The organism is Acidovorax sp. SUPP3334 (assembly GCF_030159055.1).
Lineage (GTDB): Bacteria > Pseudomonadota > Gammaproteobacteria > Burkholderiales > Burkholderiaceae_C > Paracidovorax.
The window spans coordinates 108,881-115,043 of the sequence record NZ_BQXQ01000015.1 but is presented as its reverse complement, the minus strand read 5'-3'; the positions used below and the strand labels follow the sequence as shown (position 1 = coordinate 115,043).

Here is a 6,163-nt window from a genome sequence, read left to right as displayed (position 1 = left end):
GGCCGACGCCTTGCGCAGGATCTCGTTGACCTGACGCAGCTCGCGAACCTCGCTCTCAAGCGCCTTGATGCGCTCTTTCTCGGTGCTCGTCATCCCCTCGCGCTTGCCAACGTCCCGCTCGTGCTGCCTCACCCAACACCGTAGCGTCTCGGCTGTGCAGCCCACCTTGGCCTACACCGACACCATCGCCGCCCATTGCGAGTCGTACTCGCCCTCGTGCTCCAGGACCATCTTCACCGACCGTTCCCGGATCTCCGGGGAGAACTTGCTTGCTCTGCTCATGGCTCCATGCTCATGGCTCCATCTTCTCGAGTAATGGAGCCTCCGGGATTCACGGGGCGGTTCAGTTCAGGCCAAAGCCGCTGCTGGAGTGATGCTTCTGCCGTCATCCTGAAAACTGACTTCTGATGCCTCGATTCAACGCAAATCCGCACCACAAGAAGGCTCGATGACTCGTCCTGACTCGGCCCCCGCACTCAGAAAAAAACGCGCATCGCCGTGGCTTGGCGTCCTACGGCAAGGCTCCCACTGCCCGTGCAGCATGAATTTCCCCACTCAATGAATAAGGAAATGCCATGGCCACCCGTGCACCCCAAGACGCTTGTTCGATGCTTGACGCGGACCACCGCGCCGTGAAAAAAATGTTCAAGGAATACGAGTCGCTGATGGAGTCCCGCTCCAAGGCTGCCGCCACCCAACGTTTTGAACTGGCACGGCAGATCTGCCGAGAACTGACGGTCCACGCACAGATCGAGGAAGAGATTTTCTACCCCGCGCTGCGTGAAGCCCTCAAGGACACGGACCTCATTGCCGAGGCAGAAGTCGAGCACGCAAGTGCCAAGGATCTCATTGCGCAAATCGAAGCCGCCAGCGCTGCCGACGAAATGTTCGATGCCAAGGTCACCGTGCTGGGCGAATACATCGACCACCATGTGAAGGAAGAGCGCAATGAGATTTTTCCGAAGGCCCGCGCTGCCCGCAAGCTCGACCTGATGGCCATGCGCGAAGCGCTGGAAGCGCGCAAGGAAGAACTGATGGCCGGCGAAGAAATGATGGCCTGATCGGGTCCGGCCCGTTGGTCGGCTGTTGGTCAAACGCGGCCACCCCATGCCAGACATCACAGCGCAGGCTCTCATGCCATCTGCGCTGTGATTTTTTTACCCTTCACGCAGCAACATCGCAGCCTGTCAACAGCACTCCGCCGTTCTTTGACGCTCGCTACCGCGCACAGCGTCGATCAGCCCTTCGACACCGCCGCCGATGCTGCGCTGGCATGCAGGCAGATGGCCGCAGCGGCGCCCACGTTCAGCGATTCCTCACCGCCCGGTTGGGCGATGCGGATCAATTGGCTTGCACGTTCTTGCAGCACCTGCGATACGCCCTGCCCTTCGTGTCCCAGAACCCAGGCGCAGGGCCAGGGCAACTCCGCCACATGGAGAAATTCCCCTTCATGGGAACTGGTGGCGAGCAACGGAAGGCCAAGCGCATCGATGTCTGCGGCGTCGAGCCCCTCCACCAATCGCAATCCGAAATGGGCTCCCATACCGGCACGCAATACCTTTGCGCTCCACAGCGCCGCAGTGCCCTTGATGGCAGCGACCTGCCCAAAGCCGAATGCCGAAGCGCTGCGAAGGATCGATCCGACGTTGCCGGCGTCCTGCAGCCGGTCGAGCACCACGGTGGTTTCGCCCGGCACGAGCACCGCGGAACCCGGCGGCATGTCCAGCACGAAGCCCATGCGGGCAGGCGACTCCAGACCGCTCACGTCCAACCACAAGGCATCTGCGATCACTATGTTTTTGATAGCAGCATGCCGGTATTCTTCTTGCGCCTGAGGCCAAAAAGACTCTGTAAATACCGCAACGGCTGGCCGAACGCCGCGGGCCAGCGCAGCGCGACAAAGGTGATCGCCTTCGAGCCAGACGCGGCCTTGCTTGCGGTAGGCCACGCTGTCCTGCGCCAAACGCCGAAGGTCCTTGACGAACGCGTTGTCGCGCGATTGCACGAAGGTGGTGTTGTCTGAACTCATGCAGACTGCCACTCGCCTTGCACCAGGGCCCGAGGCACAACGGCTTCGGCCGCCGGGACCGCGGTGGTGATTTGCACTGCGTGCGTTGCCAAGCCCTGCTCGCGGACAAGGGCTGCCGCCACTGGCGAAAACGACCGCCGGTGGTGCGGACACGCACCATGCTGCTGCAGCGCCGCCATGTGCTCGGCCGTGCCATACCCCTTGTGGCCGGCAAAGCCATATTGCGGGTACTCCAGATGCAACTGAGCGCACCAACGGTCGCGCGTCACCTTGGCGAGGATCGATGCAGCCGAGATGGCCTGCACCAATGCATCGCCCTTCACGATGGCATCGGCCGGCATTTCCAGCACGGGCAGGCGATTGCCATCCACCAGCACACGAGCCGGCTTCAGACGCAAACCTTGCACCGCGCGCTGCATGGCCAGCATCGTGGCCTGCAGGATATTGACGGTATCGATCTCCTCGACACTGGCTTCGGCGATGGCGCAGCACAGCGCCTTGGCGCGGATTTCGTCATAGAGCGCTTCGCGGCGCGCGGTCGTCAAGGTCTTGGAGTCGGCCAATCCAGCGATCGGGTTCAGGTCGTCGAGGATGACGGCCGCAGCCACCACGGGCCCGGCCAGCGGGCCCCGCCCGGCTTCGTCCACACCGGCCACGAGGCCCGGGGGATGCCACGGCAAGGTCACCTGTTCAGGTGGCAAGGATTTTTTGGATCGCATCGGCAGCCAGTCGGGGGGTATCGCGGCGCAAGGTTTCATGCAGCGCGGTGAAGCGTTGCTCGAGCGCTGCGAGCGTTGCAGGAGAACGTGTGCGGGCGTCCAGCCACTGCGCCACGGCGGCGGCAAGCGCTTCGGGCGTCGCAGCGTCCTGGATCAGTTCGGGCACGACGAACTCGCCGCAGAGAATGTTGGGCAGCCCTACCCAGGGCTGGAGTTGCTTGCGCCGCATGAGACGCCAGCTGATGGGATGCATGTGGTAGCCGATGACCATCGGGCGCTTGAACAACGCTGCCTCCAGCGTTGCCGTGCCACTGGCGATCAGCGTGCAGTCACAGGCCGCCAGCACCGTGTGCGACTGGCCATCGACGATCTGCACGGCATCGGCAATGCCGCATTCGCGCGCGATCTGCTCAATGCGCGTACGCAGCGCCGGCACAGCCGGAATCACCAGCCGCAGAGCAGGCCGCGCCTGCCGCAGCAGTGCGGCCGCGCGCAGGAAAGGCGTGGCGATGTACTCGACCTCCGCCGAACGGCTGCCGGGCAGGATCGCCAACACTTCATCGCCGTCGGCCAGGCCCAACCGCGCGCGCGCGGCTTGCCGATCGGGCTGCATCGGGATCACGTTGGCCAGTGGATGGCCGACGTATGTGGAGGCAATGCCGTGGCGCGCCAGGAGCTCGGGCTCGAACGGAAAAATGCACAGCACGTGGTCGGCGCTGCGCCGGATCTTTTCGATGCGATCGGCACGCCACGCCCAGATGGATGGGCAGACGAAATGCACGGTCTTGATGCCTGCTGCGCGGAGGTCCGCTTCGAGCCCCAAGTTGAAATCAGGCGCATCGACGCCGATGAACACTTGTGGAGGATCTGCCAGCAGGCGAGCGCGCAACTGTTTGCGGATCTGCACGATGCCCCAAAGTTTTCGCAGCAACTCGACGCTGTAGCCATGCACCGCCAGGCGCTCGCTCGGCCACCACGCCGTGAAGCCGGGCCGCTGCATCTGCACGCCGCCGATGCCGTGCCCGGCAATGCCGGGCCACTGCGCCTGAAGGCCATCGAGCAGCAACCCGGCCAGCAGGTCACCGGAGGTTTCGCCCGCCACCATCGCGACGCGGGGTGCGGAATCGGAAGTAGACGCCATCACGGTCATCGCGCGATACCGCGCGAAGAGTGGGTGATGAAATCCAGCAGCAGTGCGATGTCTGGCGCCGCCTCGCCATGAATGGCCGGCAGCTCGGCGATGGCCTGCCGAGCGGCCTCCAGCGTGAGGCCTTGACGATAGAGCAGCCGGTGCGCCTGCTTGATCGCGGCGAGCCTGTCGGGAGAAAAGCCCCGGCGGCGCAGGCCTTCGAGATTCAGTCCGCGCACGGACAACGGGTTGCCGTCCACCATCATGAACGGCGGCACGTCCTGAGAAATATGGCTGGCGAATCCGGCCATGACATGCGCACCCACCTTGGTGAACTGGTGCACGCCGGTCAAGCCACCGATGATGGCGTAATCGCCCACGTGCACATGGCCTGCCAGCGTGGCATTGTTGGCCAGTACCGTCTGGTGGCCGACCACGCAGTCATGTGCGATGTGCACATACGCCATGATCCAGTTGTCGTTACCGATCGACGTCACGCCACGGTCCTGCGCCGTACCCGTGTTGAAGGTACAGAACTCGCGGATGGTGTTTCGGTCGCCGATGCGAAGCTCGGTGGGCTCGCCCGCGTATTTCTTGTCCTGTGGCGCAGCGCCCAGGGATGCGAACTGGAAGATCCGGTTGTCTTCGCCGATGGTGGTGCGTCCTTCGATGACGCAATGCGCCCCCACCGACGTGCGCGCACCGATCGAAACATGCGGCCCGATGACTGCATAAGGGCCGATGGACGCAGACGAATCGATCCGTGCTGCCGGATCGACGATGGCTGTGGAGTGGATGCTGCTGGTCACGTGCGCCCTGCCCTCGCGGCGTCAGCCCACGGTGCGCATGGTGCACATGATTTCAGCCTCGCAGGCCACGCTGTCGCCGACGCGTGCCAGGCCCTTGAACTTGTAGATGCCGCCCTTGATGCGGTCCAGATCCACTTCCAGAATGAGCTGATCGCCCGGCTCCACGGGGCGCTTGAAACGCGCGCCATCGATGCCGACGAAATAGAACACCTTGTCGTCGCCAGGTGCCTCGCCCATCATGTCGAACGACAGCAGACCAGCGGCCTGGGCCAGCGCCTCCAGCATGAGCACGCCCGGCATCACCGGCCGGCTCGGGAAATGCCCCGTGAAGAAAGGCTCGTTGATGGTGACGTTCTTGAGCGCCTGGATGCGCTTGCCCCTTTCGAGTTCGACCACGCGGTCCACCAGCAGAAACGGATAGCGGTGCGGCAAGAGCTTGAGAATTTGGTGGATGTCCATCATTGGAAGATGCGGTCTAACCGTCTATTCGAGTTTGTTCGAGGGCCTTGATCCGTTCGCGCAGGCTGTGAAGCTGCTTGAGCGTGGCCGCGTTTTTTTCCCACTTCGCATTTTCATCGATGGGAAACATGCCGGTGTATTGACCCGGCCGGGTCAGCGATCGCGTGACCACGGTCGCCGCAGAAACGTGAACATGGTCGGCAAGTTCCAGATGTCCCAGCACGATGCCCCCCCCGCCTACCGTGCAATGGGCTCCGATGGTCGCGCTGCCTGCAACGCCTACGCAACCCGCCATCGCGGAGTGGCGGCCGATGCGGACGTTGTGGCCGATCTGAATGAGATTGTCGAGTTTCACGCCATCTTCGATGACGGTGTCTTCCAAGGCGCCGCGGTCGATGCAGGTATTGGCGCCGATCTCGACATCGTTGCCGATGCGCACGGCACCCAACTGCTCGATCTTCACCCACTCGCCGTTTTGCGGCGCGAAGCCGAAGCCGTCGGCCCCGATCACCACGCCGGCGTGCACGATGCAGCGGTCGCCGATGCGACAGTGCTCACCCACGGTGACCCGTGACTTGAGCACGGTACCCGCCCCCACCTGCGCGCCCCGCTCGACCACGCACAGCGGGCCGATGAAGGCCGTTGGATGAATGGTGGCATCGGGATCGACCACCGCGCTGGGATGCACGCCTTGCGGCACTGCACCGGAATGCGATCGCTTCCACAGTTGCGTGGCCCGGGCGAAGTACACGTAGGGCTCGTCCGCGACGATGCATGCGCCGCGGGCCAAGCCGGCTTCGCGCATCGAAGGCGCCACAATGACACAGGCCGCCCGGGAGGCGGCCAGTTGCTGCTGGTAGCGCGGATGGCTTAAAAAAGCCAGGTCACCCGGACCTGCAGACTCGAGGGGTGCAATGCGGAGAATCTCCGCATTCCTTTCGCCCCCCTCCAGCATGCCGCCCAGCGCATCGACGATCTGTCCCAAAGACAGGCTCACGCCACGCGCCCCATCAGCCAG

At 63.7% G+C, this 6,163-nt stretch carries 7 protein-coding genes and 1 pseudogene; 1 reads left to right on the top strand and 7 read right to left on the bottom strand.

What is annotated here, in order from left to right:
• Positions 1-282 (bottom strand): annotated as a pseudogene (locus tag AVHM3334_RS10805) (transposase); the annotation flags it as partial.
• 293 nt (positions 283-575) lie between these two features.
• On the opposite strand from AVHM3334_RS10805, the gene AVHM3334_RS10800 reads away from it, so the two are divergent.
• Positions 576-1,061, top strand: coding sequence for a hemerythrin domain-containing protein (locus AVHM3334_RS10800; RefSeq protein ID WP_092744680.1), 486 nt, complete (start codon positions 576-578; stop codon positions 1,059-1,061).
• Between the two features lie 176 nt (positions 1,062-1,237).
• Here AVHM3334_RS10800 and AVHM3334_RS10795 read toward each other — a convergent pair whose 3' ends face one another.
• The 6 genes from AVHM3334_RS10795 to lpxD are packed head-to-tail and all read right to left on the bottom strand — an operon-like array spanning position 1,238 to position 6,142.
• The gene (locus AVHM3334_RS10795; RefSeq protein WP_284412151.1) at positions 1,238-2,029 is read right to left on the bottom strand and encodes a TrmH family RNA methyltransferase; all 792 of its coding nucleotides are present in this window, start codon (positions 2,027-2,029) and stop codon (positions 1,238-1,240) included.
• Positions 2,026-2,748, bottom strand: a complete 723-nt coding sequence (gene rnhB / locus AVHM3334_RS10790; RefSeq protein WP_284412149.1) for a ribonuclease HII — start codon at positions 2,746-2,748, stop codon at positions 2,026-2,028. The genes AVHM3334_RS10795 and rnhB overlap by 4 nt, the downstream gene beginning before the upstream one ends.
• Positions 2,720-3,889, bottom strand: a complete 1,170-nt coding sequence (gene lpxB, locus AVHM3334_RS10785) for a lipid-A-disaccharide synthase (protein WP_284412147.1) — start codon at positions 3,887-3,889, stop codon at positions 2,720-2,722. Before lpxB ends, rnhB begins: the two co-directional genes overlap by 29 nt.
• 5 nt (positions 3,890-3,894) lie before the next feature.
• Positions 3,895-4,686 carry an acyl-ACP--UDP-N-acetylglucosamine O-acyltransferase gene (gene lpxA, locus AVHM3334_RS10780; protein ID WP_284412145.1) on the bottom strand — a complete coding sequence of 264 codons (792 nt, stop codon included), beginning with the start codon at positions 4,684-4,686 and terminating at the stop codon, positions 3,895-3,897.
• Between the two features lie 21 nt (positions 4,687-4,707).
• Entirely contained in the window at positions 4,708-5,148 is a 441-nt protein-coding gene (gene fabZ, locus AVHM3334_RS10775) for a 3-hydroxyacyl-ACP dehydratase FabZ (protein WP_092744676.1), read from the bottom strand.
• A 13-nt stretch (positions 5,149-5,161) separates the two neighbouring features.
• The gene (lpxD, locus tag AVHM3334_RS10770) at positions 5,162-6,142 is read right to left on the bottom strand and encodes a UDP-3-O-(3-hydroxymyristoyl)glucosamine N-acyltransferase (RefSeq protein WP_284412143.1); all 981 of its coding nucleotides are present in this window, start codon (positions 6,140-6,142) and stop codon (positions 5,162-5,164) included.
• Between the last annotated feature and the right edge of the window lie 21 nt (positions 6,143-6,163).